General features: G+C 38.8%; 24 protein-coding genes. 18 read left to right on the forward strand and 6 right to left on the reverse strand.

The window, feature by feature from the left end:
* Nucleotides 1-36 precede the first annotated feature (36 nt).
* From ACYVQ1_RS02655 to ACYVQ1_RS02675, 5 genes are read left to right on the forward strand one after another with little or no spacing between them, the layout of a single operon-like run.
* Complete coding sequence (locus tag ACYVQ1_RS02655; protein WP_461249723.1) at nt 37-1452, forward strand: flippase; 1416 nt, start codon at nt 37-39, stop codon at nt 1450-1452.
* Nucleotides 1453-1454: 2 nt separating this feature from the next.
* On the forward strand, nt 1455-2453 hold the full coding sequence (locus ACYVQ1_RS02660; RefSeq protein ID WP_461249724.1) for an acyltransferase: 999 nt from the start codon (nt 1455-1457) through the stop codon (nt 2451-2453).
* A gap of 13 nt (nt 2454-2466) precedes the next feature.
* Nucleotides 2467-3567, forward strand: a complete 1101-nt coding sequence (gene glf / locus ACYVQ1_RS02665; RefSeq protein WP_038675955.1) for a UDP-galactopyranose mutase — start codon at nt 2467-2469, stop codon at nt 3565-3567.
* A complete protein-coding gene (locus ACYVQ1_RS02670) occupies nt 3564-4556 on the forward strand; it encodes a stealth family protein (RefSeq protein WP_461249725.1) in 993 nt (330 codons plus the stop codon). Before glf ends, ACYVQ1_RS02670 begins: the two co-directional genes overlap by 4 nt.
* A gap of 10 nt (nt 4557-4566) precedes the next feature.
* Nucleotides 4567-5619, forward strand: coding sequence for a galactofuranosyltransferase (locus tag ACYVQ1_RS02675; protein ID WP_461249726.1), 1053 nt, complete (start codon nt 4567-4569; stop codon nt 5617-5619).
* A 36-nt stretch (nt 5620-5655) separates the two neighbouring features.
* On the opposite strand, the gene ACYVQ1_RS02680 is transcribed toward ACYVQ1_RS02675, so the two are convergent.
* A complete protein-coding gene (locus tag ACYVQ1_RS02680) occupies nt 5656-6675 on the reverse strand; it encodes a phosphodiester glycosidase family protein (RefSeq protein WP_461249727.1) in 1020 nt (339 codons plus the stop codon).
* 145 nt (nt 6676-6820) lie between these two features.
* Between ACYVQ1_RS02680 and ACYVQ1_RS02685 the strand changes: the two genes are divergently transcribed.
* The 10 genes from ACYVQ1_RS02685 (at nt 6821) to ACYVQ1_RS02730 (ending at nt 15826) form a co-directional block, all read left to right on the forward strand.
* Entirely contained in the window at nt 6821-7642 is an 822-nt protein-coding gene (locus tag ACYVQ1_RS02685; protein ID WP_461249728.1) for a Cof-type HAD-IIB family hydrolase, read from the forward strand.
* 17 nt (nt 7643-7659) lie between these two features.
* Nucleotides 7660-8262 carry a histidine phosphatase family protein gene (locus ACYVQ1_RS02690; protein ID WP_461249729.1) on the forward strand — a complete coding sequence of 201 codons (603 nt, stop codon included), beginning with the start codon at nt 7660-7662 and terminating at the stop codon, nt 8260-8262.
* The gene (locus tag ACYVQ1_RS02695) at nt 8259-8867 is read left to right on the forward strand and encodes a histidine phosphatase family protein (RefSeq protein WP_461249730.1); all 609 of its coding nucleotides are present in this window, start codon (nt 8259-8261) and stop codon (nt 8865-8867) included. Before ACYVQ1_RS02690 ends, ACYVQ1_RS02695 begins: the two co-directional genes overlap by 4 nt.
* Nucleotides 8864-9460: a histidine phosphatase family protein gene (locus ACYVQ1_RS02700; RefSeq protein WP_461249731.1), complete on the forward strand. Its 597-nt coding sequence runs from the start codon at nt 8864-8866 to the stop codon at nt 9458-9460. The genes ACYVQ1_RS02695 and ACYVQ1_RS02700 overlap by 4 nt, the downstream gene beginning before the upstream one ends.
* A 77-nt stretch (nt 9461-9537) precedes the next feature.
* Nucleotides 9538-10674, forward strand: coding sequence for an AI-2E family transporter (locus ACYVQ1_RS02705; protein ID WP_461249732.1), 1137 nt, complete (start codon nt 9538-9540; stop codon nt 10672-10674).
* Nucleotides 10675-10797: 123 nt separating this feature from the next.
* Nucleotides 10798-12234 (forward strand): glycoside hydrolase family 1 protein, encoded by a 1437-nt coding sequence (locus ACYVQ1_RS02710; RefSeq protein WP_461249733.1) that lies wholly within the window; start codon nt 10798-10800, stop codon nt 12232-12234.
* Between the two features lie 246 nt (nt 12235-12480).
* On the forward strand, nt 12481-12759 hold the full coding sequence (locus ACYVQ1_RS02715) for a phasin family protein (protein ID WP_013990645.1): 279 nt from the start codon (nt 12481-12483) through the stop codon (nt 12757-12759).
* Between the two features lie 17 nt (nt 12760-12776).
* Entirely contained in the window at nt 12777-14354 is a 1578-nt protein-coding gene (locus ACYVQ1_RS02720) for an ABC1 kinase family protein (protein ID WP_461249734.1), read from the forward strand.
* Nucleotides 14355-14357: 3 nt separating this feature from the next.
* Entirely contained in the window at nt 14358-14978 is a 621-nt protein-coding gene (locus ACYVQ1_RS02725; RefSeq protein WP_002890919.1) for an SGNH/GDSL hydrolase family protein, read from the forward strand.
* Nucleotides 14975-15826 carry a patatin-like phospholipase family protein gene (locus ACYVQ1_RS02730; protein ID WP_461249735.1) on the forward strand — a complete coding sequence of 284 codons (852 nt, stop codon included), beginning with the start codon at nt 14975-14977 and terminating at the stop codon, nt 15824-15826. Before ACYVQ1_RS02725 ends, ACYVQ1_RS02730 begins: the two co-directional genes overlap by 4 nt.
* 26 nt (nt 15827-15852) lie before the next feature.
* Here ACYVQ1_RS02730 and ACYVQ1_RS02735 read toward each other — a convergent pair whose 3' ends face one another.
* The 3 genes from ACYVQ1_RS02735 to ACYVQ1_RS02745 all read right to left on the reverse strand — a co-directional run bounded on the left by ACYVQ1_RS02735 (nt 15853) and on the right by ACYVQ1_RS02745 (nt 20158).
* On the reverse strand, nt 15853-17193 hold the full coding sequence (locus ACYVQ1_RS02735; protein ID WP_461249736.1) for a D-alanyl-D-alanine carboxypeptidase family protein: 1341 nt from the start codon (nt 17191-17193) through the stop codon (nt 15853-15855).
* Nucleotides 17194-17385: 192 nt separating this feature from the next.
* Nucleotides 17386-18732, reverse strand: a complete 1347-nt coding sequence (locus tag ACYVQ1_RS02740) for a D-alanyl-D-alanine carboxypeptidase (protein WP_461249737.1) — start codon at nt 18730-18732, stop codon at nt 17386-17388.
* A 229-nt stretch (nt 18733-18961) separates the two neighbouring features.
* Entirely contained in the window at nt 18962-20158 is a 1197-nt protein-coding gene (locus ACYVQ1_RS02745) for a cation diffusion facilitator family transporter (protein WP_183139662.1), read from the reverse strand.
* Between the two features lie 213 nt (nt 20159-20371).
* On the opposite strand from ACYVQ1_RS02745, the gene ACYVQ1_RS02750 reads away from it, so the two are divergent.
* From ACYVQ1_RS02750 to ACYVQ1_RS02760, 3 genes are all read left to right on the forward strand, one after another.
* Nucleotides 20372-21025 carry a uracil-DNA glycosylase gene (locus ACYVQ1_RS02750; protein ID WP_461249738.1) on the forward strand — a complete coding sequence of 218 codons (654 nt, stop codon included), beginning with the start codon at nt 20372-20374 and terminating at the stop codon, nt 21023-21025.
* A gap of 19 nt (nt 21026-21044) precedes the next feature.
* The gene (locus ACYVQ1_RS02755; RefSeq protein WP_461249739.1) at nt 21045-22313 is read left to right on the forward strand and encodes a dihydroorotase; all 1269 of its coding nucleotides are present in this window, start codon (nt 21045-21047) and stop codon (nt 22311-22313) included.
* A gap of 97 nt (nt 22314-22410) precedes the next feature.
* Complete coding sequence (locus tag ACYVQ1_RS02760; RefSeq protein ID WP_461249740.1) at nt 22411-24336, forward strand: DUF2207 family protein; 1926 nt, start codon at nt 22411-22413, stop codon at nt 24334-24336.
* Nucleotides 24337-24508: 172 nt separating this feature from the next.
* On the opposite strand, the gene ACYVQ1_RS02765 is transcribed toward ACYVQ1_RS02760, so the two are convergent.
* Both ACYVQ1_RS02765 and ACYVQ1_RS02770 read right to left on the reverse strand, forming a co-directional pair.
* A complete protein-coding gene (locus ACYVQ1_RS02765; protein WP_461249741.1) occupies nt 24509-25798 on the reverse strand; it encodes a hypothetical protein in 1290 nt (429 codons plus the stop codon).
* Entirely contained in the window at nt 25788-26636 is an 849-nt protein-coding gene (locus ACYVQ1_RS02770) for an ATP-binding protein (RefSeq protein WP_461258402.1), read from the reverse strand. The genes ACYVQ1_RS02765 and ACYVQ1_RS02770 overlap by 11 nt, the downstream gene beginning before the upstream one ends.
* Between the last annotated feature and the right edge of the window lie 183 nt (nt 26637-26819).

The following is a 26819-nucleotide window of genomic DNA, read 5'->3' on the forward strand; positions in this document are numbered from 1 at the left end:
ATATCATTTAGAAAGTCTAAACAGAGTCATATACATATGAAAGTTTTAAAAAATTACGCCTACAATCTTTCCTATCAATTACTGGTCATTGTTTTACCAATCATTACGACACCTTATGTTACTAGGATTTTTAGTTCAAAGGATTTAGGTACTTATGGTTACTTTAATTCGATTGTGACCTACTTTATTCTTTTGGCAACTTTAGGTGTTGCTAACTATGGTACTAAAGAGATTTCTGGACATCGAAAGGATATTCGTAAAAATTTCTGGGGTATTTATACCCTCCAATTGATTGCGACTATTTTGTCTCTTGTCTTGTATACATCATTATGTTTGTTCTTTCCTGGTATGCAAAATATGGTGGCTTATATCTTAGGATTAAGCTTGATATCGAAAGGAATGGATATTTCTTGGTTATTCCAAGGTTTGGAGGATTTTCGTCGTATTACCGCAAGGAATACAACGGTAAAGGTTTTAGGAGTTATTTCTATCTTCCTATTTGTGAAAACACCTGGTGATTTGTATCTCTATGTTTTCCTATTGACCTTCTTTGAATTGCTTGGGCAATTAAGTATGTGGTTACCAGCGAGACCTTACATTGGAGAACCACAATTTGATTTATCCTATGCTAAGAAACATCTTAAACCTGTTATTTTGCTGTTTCTCCCTCAGGTTGCCATTTCACTATACGTGACTTTGGATCGTACAATGTTGGGTGCCTTGTCATCGACAAATGATGTAGGGATTTATGATCAGGCTTTGAAAATAATTAATATTTTGTTGACGTTGGTGACTTCATTGGGAAGTGTAATGCTTCCAAGGGTATCTGGTCTTTTGTCTAGTGGAGACTATAAGGCTGTTAACAAGATGCATGAATTCTCTTTCTTGATTTATAATCTCGTCATTTTCCCAATTATTTCTGGTCTCTTGGTTGTCAATAAAGACTTTGTTAGTTTTTTCCTAGGAAAGGACTTCCAAGTAGTTAATATTGCCATTGCCATCATGGTCTTTAGGATGTTCTTTATTGGTTGGACAAATATTATGGGAATCCAGATTTTGATTCCACACAATAAACATCGTGAGTTTATGCTCTCTACGACTATTCCGGCTGTTGTCAGTGTTGGACTTAATCTCTTGTTAATTCCTCCATTTGGCTTTGTTGGGGCCTCAATTGTATCAGTTCTAACAGAGGCTTTGGTATGGTTCATTCAATTGTACTTCAGCCTTCCTTACCTCAAGGAAGTACCGATTCTTGAGTCTATGGCAAAAATTTTATGCGCATCTGCTATGATGTATGGCTTGTTGCTAAGTGCAAAACCATTCTTGCATTTTCCACCTACTTTAAATGTTCTTGTGTATGCAGTGCTTGGTGGCCTCATTTACCTTCTTGCTATTCTAGTTTTGAAAGTGGTAGATGTTAAAGAATTAAAAGAAATAATAGGAAAAAATTAGGAATGAAGAAAACACGGAATATAAACTTAGACTTGATAAAAGTAATTGCTTGTATAGGAGTTGTTTTGCTTCATACTACGATGCCAGGGTTTAAGGAAACAGGGCGATGGAATTACTCATCTTATTTATATTATCTAGGTACTTATTCAATTCCCTTGTTTTTTATGGTAAATGGTTATTTATTATTGGGTAAGAGCAAGATAACATATCCCTATATACTACATAAAATAAAATGGGTTCTAATAACAGTGTCTTCATGGACCGTTATCATTTGGTTTCTTAAAAGAGACTTCACAATTAATCCAATTAAAAAAATTTTGGCTTCTTTGATACAAAAGGGTTATTTCTTCCAATTTTGGTTTTTCGGCTCACTAATACTTATTTATTTATGCTTGCCGATATTGAAGAAGTATTTACATTCAAAAAGAAGTTATTTATACTTTCTATCTGTATTAACAATTATTGGTTTGATTTTTGAATTGATAAATTTTTTGCTTCAAATGCCAGTGCAAATTTATGTTATACAGACGTTTAGATTATGGACTTGGTTCTTTTACTACATTTTAGGTGGTTTTGTAGCACAATTCAATATAGATAATTTAAAATCAATCTTTAAGGGATGGATGAAAATAGTTAGCATACTTTTGTTATTGATTTCACCGATAGTATTATTTTTCATAGCAAAAACTACTTATCATAATCTTTTTGCTGAATATTTTTATGACAATCTTTTGGTAAAAGTAATTAGTTTAGGACTATTTCTTACCTTATTGACGCTAACCATTGATGCTTCTAAACATAGAATGATCTACTTGTTATCAGTCCAAACGATGGGGGTATTTATTATACATACCTATGTTATGCAAATATGGCAAAAGTTGATAGGGTTTAACATAGTAGGTGCACACTTATTTTTCCCTGTTTTCACATTAGTGATTAGTTTTCTAATAAGTATGATATTAATGAAAATCCCTTATATCAATCGAATAGTTAAATTATAAAAAGGAGTTTATAATGTACGATTATCTTATCGTTGGTGCTGGTTTGTCTGGAGCAATCTTCGCACATGAAGCTACAAAACGTGGCAAAAAAGTAAAAGTGATTGACAAGCGTGATCACATCGGTGGCAATATTTACTGTGAAGATGTTGAAGGTATCAACGTTCACAAGTATGGTGCTCATATTTTCCATACCTCAAATAAAAAAGTTTGGGATTATGTCAACCAATTTGCTGAGTTTAATAACTATATCAACTCACCAATTGCTAACTACAAGGGCAGTCTTTACAACCTTCCATTTAACATGAATACATTTTATGCTATGTGGGGCACTAAGACTCCGCAAGAAGTTAAGGACAAGATAGCTGAGCAAACGGCTGATATGAAAGATGTTGAGCCTAAAAACTTGGAAGAACAAGCTATCAAGTTGATTGGTCCAGATATCTACGAAAAGTTGATCAAGGGATACACTGAAAAACAATGGGGACGTTCTGCCACAGACCTTCCACCATTTATCATCAAACGTCTCCCTGTTCGTCTGACTTTTGATAACAACTACTTTAATGACCGTTATCAAGGGATTCCAATTGGTGGTTACAACGTCATCATTGAAAACATGCTTGGTGATGTAGAAGTAGAGCTTGGAGTTGACTTCTTTGCCAATCGTGAAGAGCTTGAAGCTTCAGCTGAAAAAGTTGTCTTTACAGGAATGATTGACCAGTACTTTGATTATAAACATGGTGAGTTGGAGTATCGCAGTCTTCGTTTTGAACACGAAGTCTTGGATGAAGAAAATCATCAAGGAAATGCCGTGGTCAACTACACAGAGCGTGAGATTCCTTATACTCGTATCATTGAGCATAAGCACTTTGAGTATGGTACACAACCTAAGACAGTTATTACACGTGAATACCCAGCTGATTGGAAACGTGGAGATGAACCATACTACCCAATCAATGATGAAAAGAACAATGCCATGTTTGCTAAGTACCAAGAAGAAGCTGAGAAAAATGACAAGGTTATCTTCTGTGGTCGTCTTGCAGATTATAAATACTACGACATGCACGTGGTCATTGAGCGTGCCTTGGAAGTCGTTGAGAAAGAATTTACTAAATGACACAAGAAAAGATTGATATCGTTGTTCTCTGGGTGGATGGTAGTGACCCAGAGTTTATCCGTGAGAAGCAAGCTGTGATTGGTCAAGTTGCAGATTTGGACCAAGAAATTGATGGAGAGCAACGTTATCGTGATTATGGAATTTTTAATTACTGGTTTCGAATGATTGAAAAGCATGCTCCTTGGGTAAATCATGTTTACTTAGTCACCAATGGACAAAAACCTGAATGGTTGAACTTGGAGCATCCAAAACTTAAATTGGTAACTCATAAGGAATTTATTCCTAAAGAGTATTTACCTACTTACAATTCAGCAGCAATTGAGCTTAATCTCCATCGTATCGAAGGCTTGTCGGAAAACTATCTCTATTTCAATGATGATATGTACTTGATTGGAGACAGTCGGCCTTCTGATTTTTATAAAAATGGTCAACCTAAACTTTTAGCTGTATATGATGCTTTGGTTCCTTGGTCACCATTTACGAATACTTATCACAATAATGTTGAATTGATCTATCGTCATTTTCCTAATAAGAAGGCTTTGAAATCTTCACCTTGGAAATTCTTTAATTACCGTTATGGGTCCTTGATTTTGAAAAACCTGTTACTCTTGCCATGGGGACCTACGGGATATGTAAACCAGCATTTACCTGTTCCGATGAAAAAGAGTACCTTAGCACATTTGTGGGAAATTGAGGGAGCAACATTAGATAAAACGTCACGAAATAAAATTAGAGATTATGGAGTAGACGTCAATCAATACATCTGTCAGCATTGGCAAATTGAAAGTAATCAGTTTTATCCTATGTCAAAGAATTTTGGAGAGTCGATAGATCTAAATCAAGTTGATAGGTTAGAGAGTATCTTTAAAGATAAACATAAAAAACTGCTTTGTGTGAATGATGATATTGACTTTAAAGAGGAGAATATCATTCGTTTTAAGGAAATCTTGAAAGAACGCTATCCTGAAAAATCAGCTTTTGAAAAATGAGAAATAAGAGATGAAATACTATTTAAAAGAAGAATTTTTACACGATAACAACGTTAAAAATGCGGGTAATAAGGCACGTAATGATGTTGAAGAAATTGTAACGAGAGAGGGCTATCAAGCCTTGGTTCTTTCAGTTGATAATTGGTACGAGATGAGCACACTTAAAGCACAACTTCATAAGTCGAAGGCTTTTGGTCAGGCTTTAGATCAATTGCAACAGGGAGATGAATTACTGATTCAATTTCCAATGCTTCATCATAGCTTTTTCACAACGTATCACGTAAAAAAAGCGCAGAAAAAAGGCGTAAAAGTTCATTTTATTATCCACGATTTAGAAGCACTTCGTTATGTCAAAGTTGAGAATTTCCCTTTGAAGCACAAGATTCGTATCCAAATTCAAGAATCAGGTCTTCTTGGTGCAGCTGATGGGATCATCGCCCACAACCCGGTTATGAAATCTGTCTTGGTGGATAAAGGAATTGCGGCAGATAAGATTGTCAGCCTTGGCATTTTCGACTATTTGATTCCAAATTTCCAAGAGAAGAGTGGCCAAACAAAAGACCAGCCGATGATTGTGGCGGGTAATTTGGCCCAGGAAAAAGCTGGTTATCTCTATGCTCTTCCTGCACAACCTGCCTATAATCTCTATGGTGTTGGTTTTGATGAGAGTAGAGCTTTAGAGAATGAAACTTACTTTGGCTCCTTCCTACCGGATGAGCTTCCTGCAGCCCTTGAGGGTGGTTTTGGACTTGTCTGGGATGGGGATAGTGTGGAAACCTGTAGTGGTGTTTTTGGCGAGTACCTTCGCTACAACAACTCTCACAAGGCGTCGCTTTATCTAGCATCGGGCTTCCCGCTGGTGGTGTGGAAACAGTCAGCCTTGTCTCACTTTGTGTTTGAGAAGGGCTGTGGGATTGCAGTAGAGTCTCTTCATGACTTGAAGGAGACAATAGACAACCTTTCAGATGCTGATTACCAAGACTTGGTGGACAATGCCAAGAGTGTTGGTCAGAAAATCCGAGATGGTCACTACCTACTTACTGCATTGAACAATTTAAAATAAGATAAAAAATCCTCATTTTAGTGAGGATTTTTTGCATTATTTGGAGACTTCAAACTGGTATTGGGTTCCTGGAACTTTTCCATTTGAATAGATTGCTTCAATATAGTCGTCATAAGTGATTGACTTGGATTTACCTGCTTTTACGAGCTCTGGATCACGCCATATATTTGGATCAGTAGCATTGCTATCTCGCTTGGTGAGGTAGAGGTACTCAATATAAGTTCTATTGTCGACAAAGGCACCAGCAACCTTTTCCTTACCATTATCAGATCGCGTGTACATACGAGTCGTTCCACCACCATCTAGTAGGAAGGCAAGGCGAATATTCGAGTAGCCTATATTTTTTAAAAGCTTATAGACGTCTTCGTGATTCAAGCCCTTATTGAGGGAGTTGTGGCCATAGGTTTGGATAATACGGATAATACCATCATAGGTCTCTACGTAAATGGAACGAGCATTTGGTTGGTCAGGATCACCTTTTTCCCAGGTTTTATCTACTTTTTTATCTTTAATGAGAATACCAAAGGCACCTGTATCCCAACCGTTGCTTCCCATGTGGGTAAACATTTTAGCTGTGTCGATATTTGGATAGGTTCCGGCAGTGATATTATTTTGATCATCTCCATATAGAAGTCCTGTTTTGCCCAATTCGATTTCCTTTTGAGCGAAAGGACGATCTAGCCCTTCGTAAGACCAAAAACCAGAGTTAATAAGAGCAAGAGCTTCTCGTCGCTTGGCTTCGTACTTAATACTTTGCTCTGTAAGTTCAGGATTATTATCTTCGGTTCTTCCTTTTTGTAGGACATATTTTCCGTCTTTCTTGAAGGAGAGAATCTGCATGTCTACATTTTTAATATTGCCTTTTTCAAGTAAGACAGACTGATCTAAGAGTTCTTTATTCTTTATGGTAAAGTTCAATCCATCCTTATTTGATGGCATGGAAAGTTTCTTAATATCTCGATTATTGAAATAGATGGTGAGGTAGAGCAGTCCACCAACTATGGCACCTATCATTAGAAGAGAAAATAGTATTCTTAAAATATTCTTCAATTTCATACTATCATTATAAACAATCTAAGCTGATAAAACAATCCTAAGACCATTAAATATCCAAGAATAGTATCAGTTTTTCCTAGTATGGCACTGGTAAGCGTTTTCCAAAAGGGTTATAATAGGGATAAGTTAGTCAAGGAGGTGCTTTATGACCATTAAGGTGATTGCATCAGATATGGATGGAACATTTTTAGACGATAAAGGGAGCTATGATAAGGAGCGTTTTAGTCAGATTTTGGATGCCATGGCTGCGCGTGATATGCACTTTGTCGTTGCATCAGGTAATAGTATGAGTCGCCTTAAACCTATGTTTGCGGAGAATTTTGACCGCCTGCATTTTGTAGCCGAAAATGGTGGTCAGGTGGTTAGCTATGGCAAGCTTCTGTGTCAGGAGTTTATGGCATCAAATGATGTTGAAAACTTGCTAAGCTATTTTAATTATGATTTGTTAGATAAAACGACTATATTTAATGGGGCTAAATCTGCTTACATGCTATCAGGAACGAAACTACATTTTGGTAAAGAGATGATAATAGAAGAAGAGCAAGCCGCTATGGAAGCATCCATTCACCGTTTGAATGGGCTGGAGGATTTAGATGATGATTTCATCAAAATTACCATGTTGCTGAGTCCTGAAGAGGCTAATCAGGTTTCACAAGCCTTTAATCGTGATTTTGATGGTAATCTTGTCGCTGTTCCAAGCGGTTTTGGTGCTATTGACTTCATTCAAAAAGGCATGCACAAGGCTTGGGGGCTTAAGCAGCTTCTTAACCATTGGGACTTGAATGAGGCAAATGTTATGGCTTTTGGTGATGGTGACAATGATATTGAGCTCCTGCGTATGGCTAGTCATTCTTATGCGATGGAAAATGCCAGCCCTGCTCTTTTGCAAGTGGCAGACCAAGTAGCACCGCATCATAAGGATCAAGGTGTCTTGACTGTCTTAGAAGATTATTTAGGTTTATATTAAAAAAGGGTGGTAAAGTAATGAAATTATATTTAATGCGACATGGTGAGACATTATTTAATACACAAAAGCGTGTTCAGGGATGGTGTGACTCTCCCCTAACTGAAAATGGAATCTGTCAGGCAGAACAAGCTAAGCAGTACTTTGCGAAGAAAGGTATTTCTTTTGATGCTGTCTATTCATCTACGCAAGAGAGAGCAACTGACACGGCAAAGATTGTGGCGCCTGAGTACACTGTAACCCAGCTCAAGGGAATTAAAGAAATGAATTTTGGGTCTTTTGAAGCTCAACCAGAGCATCTCCTACCCAAACATCGTCCAGGTTCACGATCCTTTGAAGATCTCTTGGTCCCATATGGTGGCGAAGATATTCGCAAGGTTGGACAGAGGGTTTTAAAGACTGTATTAGAGAAAGCAGAAGAACACGCTAAAGATGGTGCTGAGAATCTTCTATTTGTCAGTCATGGGGCGGCTTTATGGGGATTAATCATTACCATGGACTTAGCCTTTCCTGAAGGAGTGCGTTTTGGGAATTGTAATATTTGTGTATATGATTATAACCAAGGACAATTGGAGCTTCTTCAGGTGATTGATCCGATTTCTGGTTTAGAGGTAACATTATGAAAGAATTTTATTTAATGAGGCATGGGCAAACACGATTTAATGTTCAGCATAGGCTTCAGGGGGTCTGCGATGCCCCTTTGACGGAAGTCGGGATTGAACAGGCTAAAAAGGCTGGTCAATATTTAGCCAAGCAAGAGCCAATTTTTGATTATGTCTTTACGTCAACCTCTGAGAGAGCTAGCGATACTCTAGAAATTGTGACAGGACGAACAGACTATGAAAGACTAAAAGGGCTTAAGGGACAGGATTTTGGTGCTTTTGAAGGGCAGCCAGAGTATCTTACTCCTAAAACCTTACCTGATGGACAAGGCTTTGGTGATTACTTTGTTCAATTTGGTGGTGAGAGTACGAGCCAAGTCCGGGATCGTATGGAGTTGACGATTAGGGCCATCATGGAGAGTGTGGCCGATGGTTCTAAGTCCTTGCTAGTTAGTCATGGTCCATCTATTTTGCAATTCTGTAGACGTGTTTTAGATCTTGTTCCAGATATCCATGGTCTTAAAAATTGTTGTATTTTACACTTTACTTATGACCAAGGTCAATTTGAACTGGTCTCAGTTTATAATCCAGTAGAAGAAGAGTATATTTATGGAGGTGAAGAATGACACGATTCTATTTAATGCGACATGGACAAACACTTTTTAACACACTCAATCGAATTCAAGGTTGGTGTGATTCCCCTTTGACTGAAAAAGGTCAGGACCAAGCTCGTCAGGTGCGTGCCTATTTTGAAAAACATGGTTTGACTTTTGGTCAGTATTATTGCACGACTACTGAAAGAGCTTCTGATACGCTTGAATTGGCTACTGGGCGTACTGATTATAAACGTGTTAAGGGACTTAAAGAGATGCACTTCGGTATCTTTGAGGGGCAACCGGAGTATCTTCATCCTAAAATTCAAATTCAGGGGCATTTTGGAGACCACTATGCCCAGTTTGGTGGGGAAAGTCAAGATCAGTTTGTAGAACGAGTGGTAAATGGTGCAAGAGAGATAGTGGATAAACATCCTAACCAATCTATTTTGGCTGTCAGTCACGCAGGAGCCTTGATGACTTTTCTTCATGCTGTGGAGCCGGAGCGTGCCTTTCAGTCTTGTCCAGGCAATTGCGCCATCTTAGTCTTTGATTACGATGGATCGAACTTTCACTTTGTCAAACTGATTGATCCTTTAACGGATCAAGAGTTCGTGGAATTTTAGTAGCTTTCATGATCAAAGATAGTAAGAAACCCTTTCTTAGTGTATAATGGAAGGGTATTTTAAATTATGGAGTGCCTATGAAATTTACAAAAAATCAGTTCATTTGGTTGGCTGTCCTCTTTTTCAGCTGTTTCTTGATCTATACTTACTGGGAAACAGTTGTTTCAATTTGTAACACCATTTACGTTGCCAGTCAGCCCTTCCTGGTTGGAGCAGGGATTGCCTTTGTGGTAAATATCCTGATGTCTTTTTATGAGAAGCTGCTGGTCAAGTTTATTCCATTTGGTTTTATCGCTAAAATCAAGCGTCCTATTGCTCTGCTCTTGGCTTTTGCGACCATCGGCTTGGTCTTTACTTGGGTAGTATTCACTGTCCTTCCTGATTTGATTGACAGTATCAATACCTTGATTAGTCAAGATCGCTCAGCTATTAATAATTTGATTAATTGGTTGCTTAAGAACAAATCTTTGCAGAAGGTCATCCAAGACCTGGGTGGTGTGACACAGGTTAGAGAGCTAATCAATAGCTACAGTGCACAGTTGCTTCAACAAATCATGAATGGTTTGACGAATTTCTTGACTTCCTTGACTAGCCTACCGTCAACTTTGATTAATCTTTTTATCAGTATTGTCTTTTCTTGCTATGTCTTGGCTGGAAAGGAGAAACTTGGTAATCAGGTTAATCGCTTAGTAGATGTCTATTTAGGGCGTTATGGTAAGACTTTCCACTATGTGGTAGCTATTCTCGATAATCGTTTCCGCAATTTCTTTGTCTATCAGTCGATTGAAGCCTGCATTTTGGGGACCTTATGTTATATTGGGATGCGTATCTTTAATTTTCCTTACGCTGCGACTATTTCTATCCTGATTGGTTTTTCAGCAATGATACCAGTTGTGGGTGCCTATATTGGTGTTACTATTGGTACCATTTTGATTATGACTCATTCCGTGGCCTTGGCACTTTTATTTGTCGCCTACGTGGTTATTTTGCAACAGTTTGAAGGGAATCTCATCTATCCTTATGTGGTTGGTGGTTCTACCGGACTTCCAGGAATTTGGGTTATCTTCGCCATTACCATAGGATCTGCTTTAGGGGGGATTCTGGGTATGCTCGTTTCCGTTCCAGTAGCCGCAACCCTTTATCAGATTGTTAAAGATAATGTTGTTAAACGCGAAGAAGCCAAAGCAGCAAATGCTCTTGAAAGTAATGACTAATTCAAACAGACTTCGGTCTGTTTTTTTCGTGCTATAGTATCAGATTTCAATAATATAGTATAAGTGTAATCGTTTTCTAAGTGTTATACTATGAGTAAATTGAACAATGCAAGGAGATAAAAGATGACATATACATTTCCAAAAGATTTTCTCTGGGGTGGTGCAACAGCTGCCAACCAGTTTGAGGGTGCTTACAACCTAGATGGCAAAGGGTTGTCCGTACAGGATGTAACGCCAAAAGGCGGAGTTCCCTTTGAACCCGGGGCCTTGAATCCTTTGATTACTGACCAACCAACACCAGATAATCTAAAACTAGAAGGTATAGATTTCTATCACCGTTATAAAGAAGACATAGCACTTTTTGCAGAAATGGGCTTTAAGGTCTTCCGCATGTCAATTGCATGGACTCGTATCTTTCCAAATGGTGATGATGCCGAGCCAAATGAAGCAGGTCTAGCCTTCTACGATAAGGTTTTTGATGAATTGGCCAAGTATGGCATCGAACCGCTTGTAACCTTGTCCCACTATGAAACACCACTCAACTTGGCGCGTGAGTACAATGGATGGACTAATCGTAAATTAATTGGTTTTTATGAGAATTATGTTCGTACAGTCTTCACACGTTATAAAGATAAGGTCAAATATTGGTTGACCTTTAATGAAGTGAACTCTGTTTTACACGCACCGTTCATGTCAGGTGGGATTGCAACTCCGATGGAAGAGCTCTCTAAACAGGATCTTTACCAAGCAGTTCACCATGAGTTAGTCGCTTCGGCTTCAGCAACCAAGATTGGTCATGAAATCAACCCTGACTTTAAGATTGGTTGTATGGTTCTTGCCATGCCAGCTTATGGAATGACGGCTAATCCTTTGGATCAGTTGGCTGTTCACGAGTTTGAAAATCAAAACTATCTCTTCTCAGATATCCATGCGCGTGGGAAATATCCAAACTATATTAAACGCTATTTCAAAGAGAATGGTATTGAAATACAATTTACTCCTGGTGATGAAGAAATCTTGAAGAATACCGTTGATTTTATTTCATTCTCATATTATATGTCTGTGGCAACAGCACACAATCCGCAAGACTATAAGGTTGGAAAAGGCAACATCTTAGGTGGTGTCGAAAATCCCTACCTTGAAAAATCTGAATGGGGTTGGGCTATTGATCCAATCGGTCTTCGACTAGTTTTGAATGACTTTTATGATCGATATCAGTTGCCATTGTTTATCGTCGAAAATGGTCTAGGTGCCAAGGATGTTCTCGTTGACAGTCCTGATGGTCCAACAGTTGAAGATGATTATCGTATTGATTACCTTCAAAAACACTTGATTCAAGTTGGCGAAGCTCTTCAAGACGGTGTAGAACTTTGGGGCTATACGACATGGGGGCCAATTGATTTGGTATCAGCTTCAACGGCTGAACTCAGTAAACGTTATGGCTTCATCTACGTTGATCGCAATGATGATGGTAGTGGTAGCTTGGCTCGTTATAAGAAAAAATCATTTGTTTGGTATAAGTCTGTTATCGAAAGTAATGGTGAAGCCCTTTACAAATAGAATATGGCTAAGAATCTCAAAAATATTCGAGATTCTTTTTTAGTATTAAAGTACAACTTTGATATATCTGGATTACTGTTGCCATGAGTAAAAATAGAGTATTTTAATACAAATTAACTTTGTTTATGTTATTCCACATATTTTCTGAAAAAGTGGTAGAATAAAAGTGTGAAAGCGTTCTTATATTTTCCGAAGAAGTAGCGAGTCTATCTCTTTGCTTTTCCTACTTAGATGGAGGTAACGATAATGAATGATTTGAAAAAAGTTCTCTTAGCTGGAATCGGGTTGACTGCTATGACAGTTGATAAGGCCGATAGCTTTGTCAAAGAGTTGGTTGAAAAGGGGCGTTTGACTGTTGAAGAAGGTAAGGAACTGGAACAAGAGCTCAAACGTCAAAGTAAGGAAGAAGCTCAAGAATTTTTAGCGAAACTTGATGCTAAGAAGTCTTCAGTTGAGTATGCGACTAAGGATGATGTGAAACGTCTTGAAGAAAAACTTGACGCTTTGCTCAGTCAAAATAAATAAAATGTAAGGAGTCTAAAATGGCAAGTAAACGATTGAGACATGTGTTGAAGGTTTTCTCGTCAGTTGGTCTCCTTTCTTATCGTGAAAAGCATCTTCCTCAAGACCAACAGACAACACCTGTCAAGCTACGCCAAGCCTTTGAGCAATTAGGACCTAGTTTTGTTAAAATTGGTCAAATCCTATCCACGCGCTCTGACCTTTTGCCAGAAAACTATATCAAAGAATTATCAAAGCTCCAGTGCTCAGTTCCTCCCTTGAATAGAGAGGAAGTCATGACTGCTATTAAGCGAGAATTATCTAATGAGCTTTCTGACAGTTTCCTTGATTTCTCGGAAGAGCCCTTGGCTTCTGGTTCTGTCGCTCAGACTCATAGAGCTAGATTATTGTCTGGTCAGGAAGTGATTGTAAAAATCCAGAGACCTGGTATTGATGAGGTTGTTAAGGAAGATATTCAGCTTCTCATTAAGCTTGCACGGCATATACCAAAGCATTTTATCCCCATGGTCGATGTTCAGGAAGTTTTGGAAAATCTGCGTGAAACCTTAATCAAGGAGCTAGATTTCAGGAATGAAGCAGAGGCCATGAAGTGCTTTAAGGCCAATAACAGGGCTGTTGCTTGTCTAGGTGTCCCCGAGGTCTATGATACCTTCACGACACCTCATCTCATAGTTGAAGAATATATCAATGGGATTCCGCTTAATCACTACAGCCAACTGATTGAGGCTGGCTATGACTTAGAAGATGTGGGTAAGAAACTTATGCTGTCATTTATCAAGCAAGTCTTCAAAGATGGCTATTTTCATGGTGACCCCCATCCTGGAAATCTGTTGGTACGTGATGGCAAGATTTATTTCATTGATTTTGGAATTATGGGTGAGTTGGAAGTGGGGATGCGTGCGTCCTTAAATGACATCCTGTACAGTTTTACCGCACAAGATGTTGATGGTATGACCAAGGCCATCTTGTCCGTTACACAATTTGATAATGGTCTTAATCGTGCAGTCCTAAGTCAAGATGTAGAGCAAATGTTAGGTCGTTATTCTGGTATTGACTTGGGAAGTCTCTCTATAACAGATTTGCTACAGGATTTGCTGGCTATTTTCCAGAAAAATCATCTTAAAGCCTCCTCTCAAATTACCATTTTGGAGAAGGCTTCACTTCAAATTGAGGGGATTTTCCGAGAGTTAGCACCAAATATGGATCTTATGACCCTGGCCAAGGATTACTTCCTAGAAAATATGGGACCTGACATGCTTAAGCAGGCCCTGAATAAAGAGAGTATCTTGATTGAACTCTTTTATCTGATTCGCAATGGGAAGAACATTCCACGTCGTCTGCATCAGCTCTTGGAGCAAATTTTAAACGGACGAATTGTGGTGAACCATGATTTTATTAACTTTTCGGGTCGAATTAAAGTTTTTGAGAAAGTATTAAATAATCTGGTTTTAGCCTTATTGACATTGGGATTTCTACTTTCCGGTGCCCTTTTGGCTAATAAAACAGGTTTTGAAAATCTTGCCTGGCTATTTCTTGGACTTGGAACTTTTCTAGCTTTAATCACAGTAGTGCGTATAATATTTAAGAAAAAAGGATAAAGTATGATTGAAACAACTAGGCCTGAGCTTGTGGCCTATCAAGAAGAGCGTTTAGCCAAATTTGTGAATGAAAATCAAAAGTTAGACAAAGGCCAAATCGTTTTTGCAGGGGACTCCATCACGGAGTTTTTTGCATTGAAAAAATATTTGGGTCGAGAGTTTCCCCTTGTTAACCGTGGGATTGCAGGAACAGACTCGGTTTGGCTTTTAGAACACCTTAAAGAGCAGGTCTTAGATTTGGAACCAAGTAAATTGGTGCTCTTGATTGGCATTAACGATATCGGAAGAGGTTACCCTATTCGAGATATTGTCACTCGTATTTCCGATATTATCATGACAGTTCGTCAGGAATCCCTCTTTACTGAGGTCTATTTGCTGAGTGTCTTTCCAGTTAGTGAAGAATCACAGTATGCTTCTAAGGTTAAGATTCGAAATAATACGACTGTACGTGAGCTAAATCAACAATTAGCTGTCCTCCCCGGTGTGACCTATGTCGATCTTTTTGATTACCTTACTGATGACATGGGACAGTTAAATGACAACTATACAACGGATGGTTTGCACTTGAGTCCACAAGGTTATCAAGTCCTTGCGGAACCAATCATAAAGGAGATTTTAGAATGAAAGTTGGCTTAGTCCTCGAAGGCGGGGGGATGCGTGGCTTATATACGGCTGGTGTATTAGATGCCTTTTTAGAAGCTGGAATTAAGGTGGATGGCGTTGTTTCAGTATCGGCTGGAGCACTTTTTGGTGTTAATTACCTTTCTAACCAGCCCCAAAGAGCCCTTCGCTACAACAAGCGTTTTATGGGAGACCGTCGCTATATGAGTTTCTGGTCATGGCTGACAACAGGTAACTTCGTTAATAAGGAATTCTCCTATTATAAGGTTCCCATGGAGTTGGACGTTTTTGATCAGGAGGCCTTTGCTGATTCAGGTGTTCCCTTCTATGTGGTCACTACAGATATTGAGACCGGAAAACCAGACTATATCAAGATTGACCATGTCTTTGAGCAAATGGAAGCCCTTCGAGCAAGTTCCGCCCTACCTCTGGTTTCTGAAATTGTCGAGTACAAGGGTAAACGCTACATGGATGGTGGTCTGTCTGATAGTCTCCCTATTGATTTTATGGAAAATTTGGGTTTTGACAAACTCATTGTAGTTTTGACACGTCCTAAGGGCTACCGTAAACATCCATCTAAAACGAGTAAGCGAATCTACAAGCTCTTTTACCACAAGTATCCTGAATTTGTCCAAGTGTCTTCAAATCGCCACATCCACTACAATAAGAGTATTGAAAAGATAGAGGCTTTGGAAAAAACTGGAAATCTTTATGCTATCCGTCCAGAACACGCACTTGAAGTTAGTCGTTTGGAGAAGGATCCTGAAAAGTTTGAAGCCATTTATCAAGAAGGATTGGATCAAATGCGTAATGATATGTCTAATCTCAAAACATTTCTTGGAGACAACTAAAAACGTGCTCGGTTGAGCACGTTCTTTTAGTTATTCATTTGTCGAGCTTGGTGGCGTTCTCTGTTTTTTTGACGACGTTTTTTCTCATTGATAAAAATCAAGTAGATTACGTAAAGTGGTAATAGGAGGAAGCAGAACAGGGCAAAGTGTTTCGTAAAGTTATGCTTATTACTTGTTTGTTTGTCCTTCTGACCGCCTGAAAAGAGGAAGAAGCCAGTTTCAGTTGCCTTGACAGTACTTGCTTTAATCTTAGGTGAGACTATTTTTAAGCCATTATCTACAAGGACATAATCATCTTTGACACTGATCTTAGGTTCTTGTCCTTTTTTGACTGTAGCATAAACATCCTTTTGGACATCGTATTTTTTACCACCAATCTTTTGTTTACCCTTGCTTAGGACCTTCTTGTAGGAATAGTCTTTAAACATCTTCTCAATGAGGGAGTTACCGAAAGCATGGCGAATTTTTTCACTACTTTCATCTTCCCAATTTCCAACACCGAGGATGACCGAAATGACACGCTGATTGCCACGTTTACATGTAGAGATGTAGTTGTAATCTCCTCGTGGACTTGAGCCTGTTTTTAAGCCATCAACACCTTTGAGACCGTAATCAGCACCAGGCAAGGAGTAGTTGTAATTTTCAAAGGTTTCCTCGTATGGTGTTCCTTTTTTGACAGTTACTGTCTGTTGGCTAGTGTATTTAAGGATTTCAGGGTGATGTTTGATAAGGTTATAGGCCATGATAGACAAATCACGGGCTGTCGTCTGGTTAGAATGGTTATTGTCATAACGTTTAGGTGTGTAGTACCCTTTGTAGGATGCTGCACCAGCTCCAGAGGCATTGTACCATTTGGTATTTGTCATTCCGAGCTCTTTAGACTTTTCGTTCATGCGATCAATCCATTTGTCAGGATCGTTGTCACTGAGATAGTTGGCAAGCATGACTGTAGCAACATTCGAAGATGGCACAGCTGTCATAGTGATCAGTTCCGAAACCGTGTACTTAACTCCAGAAACAATCTTGTTATTTGAAATTTCGTAGATATTAGCAATAGCCTCATCAGTAGGCTTGGCTGTAATCACGGTGTCTTCTTTGATTTCCCCTTTTGATAGTGCATCAAAAACCAAGTAGAGGGACATGGCCTTACTCATAGAAGCAGGGTCGCGGACTTCATCGATATTATCTTGCCAAAGGATAACACCAGTATTGGCATCAATCAAAAGTGATGACTTAGGTCTGTATGTCTCGGTGGCTTCCTTGTAGCCCGCTTTTTGTGCAATATCTACGAGTTGGTCAGCAGACGACAGACTGGGAGCTAAAGCCATACTAGCTACCAGGAAGAGTCCAAATAATTTCTTTTTCACAAATAATCTCCTTAGTAACAACGTTTAGACGCTCTTTTAAAAGGCATCCTTTAATCTATTTTTGTTATATGTCTCCTAATAAAATGTCATATCGTACCATTATAGCATAGTTTTTGGTGATTTTATCAGTATTCTTGGGGTGATTTCCTTTAATAGAGGATAAAAAAAAACGTGTCATGGACACGCTTTCTTTTATTTATTGATTTGTCTTGCTTGACGACGTTCTTTAACTTTTTGACGACGTCCTTTTTCATTAAGGTAAATCAAGTAGAGGAGTCCAACTGGGACAAGACATAGCAACCAGAAATAAACTGGGAGTTGGCTCTTATCTGTTGTTTTAGTAGCCTTTTTATCTTTCTGGTTACTTCCAAAATCGAACCATCCCTTAACTTTAGTTGCCTTAACAGAAGTAGCTTTGATATTAGGTGACACTGTCTTCAGACCATTATCAATGACAATGTGATCATCTTTAACAGAGATTTTAGGGTCTTTACCTTTTTTAACGGTGGCATAGACGTCTTTTTCGACATTGTATTTTTTACCGTCGATTTCTTGTTCACCCTTGCTAAGAACTTTCTTGTAAGAGAAGTCTTTGTACATCTTCTCAACGAGAGCATTACCAAAGGTATGACGAATCTCTTCACCTGTTTGGTCAGACCAATCACCAGAACCCATGATGACAGCAATCATACGTTGATCACCACGCTTGATGGTATCAATATAGTTGAAAGCACCTTCTGGACTAGAGCCTGTCTTCAACCCATCAACCCCATCAATTCCGTATTTAGCACCTGGAATAGAGTAGTTGTAGGTTTCAAAGGTTTCCTCGTAAGGTGTTCCCTTTTTAACTGTGACGACAGGTTTGCTAGTGTACTTGAGAATGTCAGGGTATTTCTTGATGAAGTTATAGGTCATAATGGCCAAATCACGCGCAGTCGTTTGATTGCTCTGATTATTATCATAACGTTGAGGGGTGTAGTAACCTTTAAAGGCTACAGCAGCTGCACCTGAGGCGTTAAACCATTTGGTGTTGGTCATCCCTAGTTCTTTGGACTTTTCATTCATCATGTCTAGCCATTTATCAGGATCATTATTAGTCAAGTAGTTGGCTAGCATTACAGTGGTAACGTTAGAGGAAGGCACGGCCGTCATAGTGATGAGTTCTGAAACGGTATAATCAACACCCGCAACAATCTTGTTGTTTGAAATTTCGTAAATATCGGCAATAGCTTGGTCGGTTGGAGTAGCTGTGATGACAGTATCTTCAGAAATCTCTCCTTTAGACATAGCTTCAAAGACCAAATAAAGTGTCATTGCCTTAGACATAGAAGCAGGGTCACGCACCTCATCAGCATTTTCTTCCCAGAGGACATCTCCGGTATTTCCATCGATTAAGAGGGTTGATTTTGGGCGATAGGCCTCAGTGGCTTCAGTATAACCAGCAGCGCGTGTGATATCCATCAATTCGTCTGCACTAGACAAACTCGGTGCTAGGGCTAGACAAGCTGCTAAAAGGACGGCAACAATTTTCTTTTTCACAATGTGTCTCCTTTAATATCTATGGGGTTCTGTAGCTGGCAGAACCTATTTTTATCTATTAATATCATTTGCCTGTCAAAACCCTAAATTCGGTAGTGACAAACACTTTCATTATAACATATAAACGTTAGAGTTTTCCTAACATTTAGTATTTTAATGTAATTTTTAGAATCGATTGAAGTTACACAAAATCTATTTGAAAGCAGAAAAAAACGAGCTTGCTTGCTCGTTACTTTTCATCTTTTATCCTTGTGACTTGGTGGTAAATCATGAACCAGGTTTCATTTCGACGCCAGATACTAGTGTGGAAATTTCCTCCCAACTCATAACTAATTAATTTCGTTTTTTGACTAACAGATGTCATCTTGAAGCTGTCAAAATTATTGAGAAGTGGTTGGTGATTGGCAATGACTTCTTCACGATTGTGGTGGTGACCATTTTCATCGATTAAGTAGAAGTCTGGTGCCAAGAGATTTTCATAGTCAGGAATTTTTGACAGAATAATCTTTTCATTGCGAGAGAGTTTGTGAAGGACATTGCCATAAATTTCATCTTCGGGAATAGCAGCTGGTTCTACATGGACATCAGTGTCATAGACAGAGAAACGCTTGCTGAGAACCTCTTCAATTTGTTCAGTAATGGCATGACTCTCGTAAACAGAGAGGTCAGGATTCATTTCAACCACAATATCAAGATAGACGTTGCTACCATAAGAACGGCCACGCTGCTTCTTAACCTTAGTGACTTTTGGAATCTCAAGAATCGCTTTCTCATAGGCTTTGAGGTTTCTCTCATCGAAACCGTCTGACAAACTAAAGGTTGCTTCCATGAAGATATCATAGGCTGTCTTTAGAATGAATGAGGTAATGATAATGGCTGTAATATAGTCAATAATCGTGAGGTTGAAGGATGCTGCAACAATGGCGATTGACGTTCCAATAGAAGTTACGGCATCGGAGAGATTATCCTTAGCGGCCGCAATCAAAGCGCTAGATTTCAGCTTTTTGGCAAGTCCTTTATTGTATAAGTAAACGCCACACATGACGATAGCAGAAAGAACTCCGACGGTTGCACCAAGGGGATCGACTACAGTTTCCTCTCTTAGAAAAATCTTTCGGACTGTTTGAATTAGGACTTGGAAGCCTACCACGAACATGATAAAGGAAGTGACTAGGCTTGATAAGTCTTCAATCTTCCAATGACCAAACCTATGATCTGCATCAGCAGGTTGACTAGCTAGGTGCAATCCAATGAGTAGGGCCACGTTCCCTAAAATATCTGACAAGTTATTGAAACCATCGGCAATCAAAGAGCTAGAATTTAAAAAGTGTCCAGCTAGAAGTTTTGCAATGGTAAGAAGAAGGTAGGCAGCGATGCTGACAATGGGACCTCGTCTGGCTGCTCTTAAATTTTCATACGTAGTCATAGGGTTACCTTTTCTGTTAAAATACAAGTTTAAATTATAGCATAAAACTATAACGAGTTAAAGGTTGTAAGCCCTTTAAACTTGTGGAGTAATGAATTTTTAAAACTTGATAGAAAATGCTTCGTAATCATGGTGCTTTTTCAGTATTTTCCGAATATTACCTACAAATTATGGTATAATTTAGGGTGTAAAACAATCTAAAAAGAGGTTTTTATGGAACATTCGACATGGCACAAGCTTCTGAAAGAGGAACTGCCTGACCATTATTTTTCAAAGATAAATCAGTTTATGGACCAGGTTTATAGCCAGGGGACGGTTTATCCGCCGCGTGACAAGGTTTTTAATGCCTTGTTGGAGACTCCGTTTGAAGAAGTGCGGGTGGTAATCCTTGGTCAGGACCCTTATCATGGGCCTCATCAAGCACAGGGACTTTCCTTCTCGGTACCTGATAGCCTTCCAGCTCCCCCGTCTTTGAAAAATATTCTCAAGGAATTAGAGGAAGATTTAGGTCCTAGATCCTTTCATGATTTAACGTCATGGGCCGAGCAGGGGGTGCTTTTGCTTAATGCCTGTCTAACAGTTCCAGCAGGTCAAGCAAATGGGCATGCTGGTCAGGTTTGGGAACCTTTTACAGATGCTGTGATTAAGGTCCTCAATCAAAAGGATACTCCTGTTGTCTTTATACTTTGGGGTGGCTATGCTCGTAAGAAGAAGGCACTAGTGACTAATCCTAAACATGCCATTATTGAGAGTGCCCATCCGAGTCCCTTGTCGGCCTATCGTGGTTTTTTTGGCAGCAAGCCATTTTCAAAAGCCAATGCCTACCTTGTATCTCAAGGCCAATCCCCAATTGATTGGTTGAAGTAAAATAGAAAGTTGGAAGATTATGTTACTGATTAAAAATGGTCGTGTTGTAGACCCTAAGTCTGGTTTGGATACGCAAGCTGATGTTCTTGTTGATGGTAAAAAAGTCATTAAAATTGCTGAAAATATCGAAGCTGGAGATGCTCAAGTCATCGATGCGACTGGTCTTGTGGTTGCTCCTGGCTTGGTGGATATCCATGTTCACTTCCGTGAGCCAGGTCAAACTCATAAGGAAGACATTCATACTGGTGCCTTGGCAGCGGCTGCGGGTGGTTTTACAACGGTTGTAATGATGGCTAACACTAATCCAACGATTTCAGATAAGGAAACCTTGGAGGAGGTCTTGACTTCGGCAGCTAAGGAAAATATCCATGTTAAGTCTGTTGCGACTATTACAAAGAATTTTGATGGTGAAAACCTCACTGATTTCAAGGGTTTGCTTGAAGCTGGTGCTGTCGGATTCTCAGATGATGGTATTCCATTGACCAATGCTGGTATTGTCAAAAAAGCCATGGAGCTAGCTAAGGAGAATAATACCTTTATCAGCCTTCACGAGGAAGATCCTGATCTAAATGGTATTCTCGGTTTCAATGAAAATATTGCTAAAAAAGAATTCCATATTTGTGGGGCAACTGGCGTAGCTGAGTACAGTATGATTGCACGTGATGCCATGATTGCTTATGATACACAAGCACATGTTCATATTCAACACTTGTCAAAAGCTGAATCTGTAAAAGTCGTTGAGTTTGCTCAAAAACTTGGAGCGCAAGTCACTGCTGAAGTAGCACCCCAACATTTCTCTAAGACTGAAGACCTTTTGCTTTCAAAAGGTGCTAATGCTAAGATGAACCCACCACTTCGTTTGGAATCTGACCGTCAGGCCGTTATCGAAGGATTGAAATCTGGAGTCATTTCAGTCATTGCTACAGACCACGCGCCACACCATGCCGATGAAAAGAATGTCGCTGATGTGACTAAAGCACCATCAGGAATGACTGGTCTTGAAACATCTCTATCTCTTGGATTGACCTACTTGGTTGAAGCAGGTCACTTAAGCTTGACTGAGCTCTTGAAGGTAATGACTAGCAACCCATCTGATCTTTATGGCTTCGATGCTGGTTATTTGGCTGAAAATGGACCAGCAGACCTTGTTATCTTTGCAGATAAGGAAAAACGTCAAGTTACAGCAGACTTTAAGTCTAAAGCAGCCAATTCACCATTTGTAGGCGAAGAGCTTACTGGAAGTGTTAAATACACTATCTGTGATGGTGAAATTGTCTATCAAGCTTGAGTTTTCGCCCCTTCTTATTTGAGAAACTGAAAGAAATTGTTCTGGTTTTGTCCAATGCTATTTCTTTTGGTTTTAGGGCTAGCAGTAAGGAGAGATTATGAAAAAATTTTTGATTTGGCTTGGTTGTTTAATAGCTTTTATAGTCCCCGTAATTTCTGTTAAAGCTGATGACGTTAGTTACCGTATCCCCTCATACAAAGGACATCTAAGTATTTCGGATAATAGTAGTGCAACATTTACGCAGGAAATTACTTATGATTTTGAAAGTGATTACCATGGGCAGTATGTCACATTAGGTCGTGCAAAGCCAGTTCCAGATGGTTTTTACATTGCTGGTAATCCAACGGTAACAGCGACAGTAAATGGCCAAACCAAACCCTATGTCGAGGTTGTAGCATCAGAATTATCAGATGGAACTAAGCTGAAAGTTTACAATCAAGGACATAGAGGTGATAAAGTTGTTCTTAAGGTTACTTGGCAAATTAATCGTATTTTAAATCTTTATTCTGATGTTGCTGTCCTCAATTGGTTTCCGATTTCCGATTGGGATAAGTCAATTGGTCATGTTGATTTTACTGTTGATGGTTTAGATTCCAATAAGGGTGAGCTTTATGCTCATGCAGGATTCTTTCAAAAAAATCCTCAGGTTCAAAGGACGGATGAAGGCTATAATATTCAGTTTGATAATTTTCCTGCAAAGGGAAAACTCGAACTTCATGCTTATTGGCCTATGACAGCAAGTCTAAAATCTAAAAATTCCACTAACATCATCGATAGTTCAGCTAAAGATAAATTCCTAAAACAGGAAAATGATATTGTGAGAAATAGAAAGATTTATCACATAATTTTCTATGGTCTTTTTCCAGGACTTCTCCTCGTCTTGTTTGTTATAGCAATCGTTTTATATAGTTCAGTCTTGAGAAGCACGAGACCACCACGTTTCCCAAAGGATAGTAGACTTTATGACATTCCTCAAAATCTAGCTCCTCTTGTTCTTGCTCAGAACGTCTACAACCAACGATTTGACATTAGTGGTCTGAATAGTGTGACTTACCCAATATCCTTTAACCATATGGTTCAAGCGACTATACTGGATCTTATAGATAGAGGAAACTTATCCTTTAGTCAATCAACGGAAGAGCCAATTCTTGAATTTGTTAAAAGGGATGGTTTAGCTGGTTTTGAATTAGCTTTTATTGAGATGCTTTTTGATGGTCAAACTCAAGTCAAAGAGAAAGATATGTTCTCACGATACTATATTAACGAAGATGAAATTGAGAGTCAGTATAAAAAAGCTAAAAATAGTACGGAAAGAGATAAGCTTCGCTCTATAGGTAGAAATATTAGAAGTCTGTTTTTGGATGATGCTACAAGGGTTACCCAGGGTGTCGAAAGGCAAGAAAAGCAACTCGGACTACCAAGCCTATATAGGCAACTTACTTCTTCAGAAACTCATTTATCTTCAGTGGCGAACAACATATTTGTATTCCTCTACATACTTATTGCGATTGGTTTCTTCCTTCTCTCAATTGGTTTCTCCTCTAATTTATCCTTGTTATATTTACTCTTTTTCTTCCCAGTTATTACCATGCATCTTATTTATCGTTTTCAAATTAATGGGCGGGCAAACGGATGCCTTGTTCCAAAAAACTCAGATATTTATTATCAATGGCATAGTTTTAACAACATGATTAAGAGTATTGGGCAGTTTAATCAAGCGGAATTACAATCCATTGTTTTATGGAATCGTATTCTAGTTTATGCGACACTTTATGGAGAGGCCAAGAAAGTCAGTGATGTTCTGAAACGTTACAACATTCACCTTAGCAATCCATCTTTAGACGCTTTTACTTATTCACCTGTATCTTTTGCAATGCTATACAATTCAACTGCATTGCAAAACTATGTTTCTGCTTCAGATACCGTAAGTAACTTCTCTATTAACTCAAGTAGTGGTAGTGGAGGCTTTAGTGGCGGTGGCTTCTCTGGGGGCGGAGGAGGCGGTGGCGGCGGTGCCTTCTAACCCCCACCTATCCATCGTAGAATATTAGCAGAAAACGTCACTCAGGTTTGTAAACTGGGTGTCCTTGTTTAGCACGAGGATTATCTGGTTTACCTCCTCTCATTTCAAGATATTTTAGTAAGAAGATATATGAGGTTGCAAAAAAAGAGCCATTGGCTCTTTTTCTTATCGTTTAATAACCAGGTTCAAAGATTTCAATAATTTGAGTCAGATAACCTGCATGTAAACCGATACGATAGTCAACATTTGGCAAACTCTTTACTAAATCATTCAGTTCTTTATCTTTGCTAACCTTATCAGCCAAAACTGGTAATTCAATAACAAGGAGTTGTGAGTGATCTAGTTGAAGGTAACTACTGTTGACCTTGACATCAGGACGAAGTAGTTTAAATATCGCTCTATCCGAAGCTTGGAGCAGTTGATATAAATCGAGGTCAGATAAAGGAATCTCACCAAACTGAGGACTAATATTAATGGAAATATCTACATGTGACGCTCTCATTTCCAAAATACGATTTGAAAGAAAACTAGATATTATTGGATTGCTAAGCCTATCCAAGTTTTCTTGAGTCTCTGGATTACCAATGTTAGCATTGTCCGTTTTATAAATCTCAAGTAGACTAGTAGCTTTGGCAGTATCTTCATTTTCCAAGGCAAGAGAAACCTCCTTGAGATTTTTCTTGAATAAGTCGAAGGACGTTTGCTTTTGCATAATAATCTGGATAAAGGATTTGCTATAGTTAGTCATAGTACCCAACAATTTATGACGTTCTTTGTTCAGTCTATCGATAGATTGTTGGTGGACAGCCTGGTTCCAATTGTAAAAATCCCATAGTAGTAGGGCAATATAGAGAACTAAGATAACAGAACTATTAGGACTGACCTTGAAAACTATTTCAAATAAATTTTTAGGGTCATTTGCTGTTGGAAGAATACTGTTAAGACCATGGATAACAGTAAAGAAGACATAATAGACAGCTAGGAAGGCAGTGCTTCGCAACCAGTTACGTCTCGCCCAAGCTTCGTCAAGACTACTCATCTGATTTAGGTCTACGGCGAAGATTTTAAGCATTAGGTAAATGATTAATGGTGCTAAGATGTAGGTCAAGATATGTAAGTTAGTGTTGAGGGTAATATCACCTTTGATATGTAAGACGTGAGGGATAATGACAATTGAAAGTAGTCGTGTTGCCATATCAAAAAGGATAGTTGGATAAAAAGCGTAAAGCAATCGATGATAGAAAGAACGCTCTTTCACAAGGGCCAAATCGGCAACAAGGAAGAAAAGCGGGTCCACAACGATTTTTACGAGACTAAAATAGGACGCTGCAGCTACATAGGACAAAAATAGAAGTAAAAGGTGTCCTCGTAGTGGCTTAATCTTAGACATAGTCTGGTAGAGGTACCAAATAGAAATGAAACTAACGGCCTGTAAGAGGGGATTGATAATATTAGTAATCATTGTAACCTCCTTTAGTCATGTCAATTTCAATTTGTAAGCGATAAATCCCAGCACGTGTATTTGAAACAATGTTAACGTTTGGATAAGTAGATAGAATAGTATTGACGCGTTTTAGTTCAGGATCAGAGAAATCAGATGTAATAGCTGAATCTTCTTTAGTGCTTGAACTTTCAACGACAAAGTGTTGACTATCCTCATCCTTAAAATAAGCATAGCTAAGGTATTTCTGTTCACTATCTTGTGCTTGGTCAATGACATGATCCAAGATAGTTGATAGGACATATACCCAGTCTAAAGGATAAATAGGATAGACGGTAATAGGTTCTGGGACCTCCATACTAACCCAAACATCCATTACTTTTGCCTTTAGAAATTTAGCTTCAAAGAGTACCTGTAAATCTGGCAGTTTAATATTTTCTAGTTTGTCTCGATAAAAATGATCAATCTTCTTATCGAGCGGATTCGGTGTCAGTAAGTAGTCAATTAACTCCTGAGCTTCCTCATTTTGCTGAAAACGGATGATATCGTAGAGGTTTTCAGCTTCGTCTTTGATGAAGAGCTCTTGGCTAGTCTTTTTCTGGTACCAGGTATTGATGTTCTGACTTGATTTTTGAAGAAGGTGAGAATGTTCCTCTTGGGCTGCTTGTGTTTGAGCATTGAGGTCTTTTCTATAGAGATTAACCTGCTTAGATAGAATCAGAGCCGTAATGATAAGAAAGGTAATGGTAAAGTGAATGTCTGTTGAAACGAGTTCAGAAGCAAAGTAAATAAAGGCTAAGCTACAAAGAGCGACAGACGTTGACCTGTACCATGGTCTTGCTTTATCAATTTGCATCATTCGAGAGTAGTCCACCTGAAGAAGGGCACTTTGTGCAAACCAAAGTAAAAAAGCAAGAAAGAGAATAAAGGGACCAGCATAATAGTAATCTAGGACAGAAGGAAAAAAGATTGGAATAATCAGGAAAATGACCAATCTTACCGTTAAGGCAAAGGTGAAAGGTATGAAGAAAGTCTCCAAAAT

The sequence above is a fragment of the Streptococcus parasalivarius genome (assembly GCF_054785155.1).

Bases quoted from the DNA above. Each gene is read 5' to 3' on its own strand.
- ACYVQ1_RS02755 (WP_461249739.1), top strand. From the start codon at position 21,045: ATGTTACTGATTAAAAATGGTCGTGTTGTAGACCCTAAGTCTGGTTTG.
- ACYVQ1_RS02745 (WP_183139662.1), bottom strand. From the start codon at position 20,158: ATGACTACGTATGAAAATTTAAGAGCAGCCAGACGAGGTCCCATTGTC.
- ACYVQ1_RS02695 (WP_461249730.1), top strand. From the start codon at position 8,259: ATGAAAGAATTTTATTTAATGAGGCATGGGCAAACACGATTTAATGTT.
- ACYVQ1_RS02660 (WP_461249724.1), top strand. From the start codon at position 1,455: ATGAAGAAAACACGGAATATAAACTTAGACTTGATAAAAGTAATTGCT.
- ACYVQ1_RS02765 (WP_461249741.1), bottom strand. From the start codon at position 25,798: ATGATTACTAATATTATCAATCCCCTCTTACAGGCCGTTAGTTTCATT.
- ACYVQ1_RS02715 (WP_013990645.1), top strand. From the start codon at position 12,481: ATGAATGATTTGAAAAAAGTTCTCTTAGCTGGAATCGGGTTGACTGCT.
- ACYVQ1_RS02725 (WP_002890919.1), top strand. From the start codon at position 14,358: ATGATTGAAACAACTAGGCCTGAGCTTGTGGCCTATCAAGAAGAGCGT.
- ACYVQ1_RS02675 (WP_461249726.1), top strand. From the start codon at position 4,567: ATGAAATACTATTTAAAAGAAGAATTTTTACACGATAACAACGTTAAA.
- ACYVQ1_RS02690 (WP_461249729.1), top strand. From the start codon at position 7,660: ATGAAATTATATTTAATGCGACATGGTGAGACATTATTTAATACACAA.
- ACYVQ1_RS02710 (WP_461249733.1), top strand. From the start codon at position 10,798: ATGACATATACATTTCCAAAAGATTTTCTCTGGGGTGGTGCAACAGCT.
- ACYVQ1_RS02760 (WP_461249740.1), top strand. From the start codon at position 22,411: ATGAAAAAATTTTTGATTTGGCTTGGTTGTTTAATAGCTTTTATAGTC.
- ACYVQ1_RS02670 (WP_461249725.1), top strand. From the start codon at position 3,564: ATGACACAAGAAAAGATTGATATCGTTGTTCTCTGGGTGGATGGTAGT.
- ACYVQ1_RS02705 (WP_461249732.1), top strand. From the start codon at position 9,538: ATGAAATTTACAAAAAATCAGTTCATTTGGTTGGCTGTCCTCTTTTTC.
- ACYVQ1_RS02680 (WP_461249727.1), bottom strand. From the start codon at position 6,675: ATGAAATTGAAGAATATTTTAAGAATACTATTTTCTCTTCTAATGATA.
- ACYVQ1_RS02730 (WP_461249735.1), top strand. From the start codon at position 14,975: ATGAAAGTTGGCTTAGTCCTCGAAGGCGGGGGGATGCGTGGCTTATAT.
- ACYVQ1_RS02700 (WP_461249731.1), top strand. From the start codon at position 8,864: ATGACACGATTCTATTTAATGCGACATGGACAAACACTTTTTAACACA.
- glf (WP_038675955.1), top strand. From the start codon at position 2,467: ATGTACGATTATCTTATCGTTGGTGCTGGTTTGTCTGGAGCAATCTTC.
- ACYVQ1_RS02750 (WP_461249738.1), top strand. From the start codon at position 20,372: ATGGAACATTCGACATGGCACAAGCTTCTGAAAGAGGAACTGCCTGAC.
- ACYVQ1_RS02720 (WP_461249734.1), top strand. From the start codon at position 12,777: ATGGCAAGTAAACGATTGAGACATGTGTTGAAGGTTTTCTCGTCAGTT.
- ACYVQ1_RS02655 (WP_461249723.1), top strand. From the start codon at position 37: ATGAAAGTTTTAAAAAATTACGCCTACAATCTTTCCTATCAATTACTG.
- ACYVQ1_RS02685 (WP_461249728.1), top strand. From the start codon at position 6,821: ATGACCATTAAGGTGATTGCATCAGATATGGATGGAACATTTTTAGAC.
- ACYVQ1_RS02770 (WP_461258402.1), bottom strand. From the start codon at position 26,636: ATGATGCAAATTGATAAAGCAAGACCATGGTACAGGTCAACGTCTGTC.